2 protein-coding genes are annotated in these 1787 nt (G+C 39.7%); one reads left to right on the forward strand and one right to left on the reverse strand.

The window, feature by feature from the left end:
* The first annotated feature begins 376 nt into the window (after positions 1-376).
* Positions 377-979: a hypothetical protein gene (locus IY568_RS24290; protein ID WP_194868958.1), complete on the forward strand. Its 603-nt coding sequence runs from the start codon at positions 377-379 to the stop codon at positions 977-979.
* A gap of 476 nt (positions 980-1455) precedes the next feature.
* On the opposite strand, the gene IY568_RS24295 is transcribed toward IY568_RS24290, so the two are convergent.
* Positions 1456-1787: integrase core domain-containing protein (locus tag IY568_RS24295; RefSeq protein ID WP_194868481.1), on the reverse strand; the 332-nt coding region annotated here is incomplete at its 5' end.

Here is a 1787-nt window from a genome sequence, read left to right on the forward strand (position 1 = left end):
CTGTTTCGACGTGTTGGGGTAGAATAAATTGTTAAGTACAGGGAAGCTATGAATCATATTTATCTTAAAAATGGCGATCTAACTAAAGAAGCAAGAAGCTTTTTCATGGATTACCTCAAGCTTCAGGCCACACTCGGAAGTTTTGAGAGACACCCACCGAATTTGTTCCATTTGTGTAGGAGGCAGGGTCCCCTTGGTATGGGTGTCTATGATTATTGATATGCCTAAACCTCATATAACTGTGTTTTTAGTTGTGACTTATTGTTTACTTATCATTTGTTGCGTGTGAATATAAGTATATATAGTGCGTTTGTTTTTGTCGGTTTATATTCCTATGAATGGAATGGGATAAATAGTAATTCGTAAAGGAGTTTTTATGGGTGTGTTTAAAAAAACAGCTTTTTTATTTGTGTTTGTTTTTCTTTCTAACCAATCTTATGCAGAGCCAAGCAAGTTTATAGCTCAAGCCATGACAGCGCCGGCTTCAGTTTTTGATTTGTTTCTTTTTAAAATAGAAGAACAGTCAAAGTGTTATAGAGGTTGGTTTGGGAACTCCAAGACAAAAGACCATGAAACACCATGCTTAACTACACTTAAATATAATTTTGATGAAAACATAATAAAAATGAATTTTTTTGTGGGTGATGTCAATGAAAAAATGATTGGTTTTAAAGCTTCAAATGACAAAGATAAAGAAGCCATATTAAGAAATGTTTTATCTGATTTAGCTAGTACATTAGGTGTGGAAAAGAACGAGTATTCTGGATTAAAACTAGGAATGATTCAAATGACAAGTATTCGTAATGGCTGGTCAAGAGATGAGTTTGATGAATCAAATTTTAAAGAAGAGGTTACAAAAAGAACAGTAATAACAGTGACTGCAAATATAGAAGATGGGTTCATATATAAGGCAATTAGGAATCACCACGGTAAAGTGCGGTTCGAAAAAAAGCGGAGTCACCTAAAACAGGAGCTTTAGGGTGGTTTTACGGATTTAACAAGAACAACCATCTAAAATTGCAAAAAAGAAAAGTTTGGAAGACATAGCTGGAATGCAATTACACGGACAGCCACTTAAAACAGCCAACCAAAGAAGCTGCTATGCTCTAAATTGAAGTGAAGAATTACAGTATGTTGGTTTTGGAGGGGGCAGGGCTAGCACAACTCAGCTATAACATAGCCAGTTCCAAGCCAAACAGTGCAATTAAGTCTAACAGTTTTGGAAGGCATACATGGACGCTCCAGCGATGTCAAGCCGAGCCGGCCAGTAGCAATTTTGGAAGACATCCACCCATTTCTGTACCCGTTCTGCGGAGGAAAGTGGCAACTTTGAATGGGTGTCTTCGATTTTTTCTGGTGTTCGCACCACACACCCAGGCAGATGTACTGGGCAACGAGAGGGATCGCGCCTACGACCGCTTCTACGCAGCCTTCCCGGTTGTGTCAGTGTAGTGGTCAACTAATCCCGGACAGTAAATAAAGTTTTTCTTCCGCAACTGCTGGCGCAAGCATTTCGTTGTTACTATGCGGCCTTTGCCAGTTGTAGTAGCTCATTAAATAGTAACTTATATCTCTTTCAGCTTCTTTGAAGGAATCATAGCCTGTTGACGGAACCCACTCTGTTTTTAAACTCCTAAATAGCCTTTCCATTGGGGCGTTGTCCCAACAATTCCCCCTGCGACTCATGCTTTGAGTCATACGATAGCGCCATAATTTTTGCCTGAACTTTGTGGCGACATACTGACAGCCCTGATCAGAATGGAACAACACGCCCGATGGCCGACCTC

Origin of the sequence: Pseudoalteromonas sp. PPB1 (assembly GCF_015356275.1) — a bacterium.
Lineage (GTDB): Bacteria > Pseudomonadota > Gammaproteobacteria > Enterobacterales > Alteromonadaceae > Pseudoalteromonas > Pseudoalteromonas rubra_D.

What these genes read in the sequence shown, in the direction of transcription:
- IY568_RS24290 (WP_194868958.1), top strand. Translation starts at nt 377, where the DNA reads ATGGGTGTGTTTAAAAAAACAGCTTTTTTATTTGTGTTTGTTTTTCTT.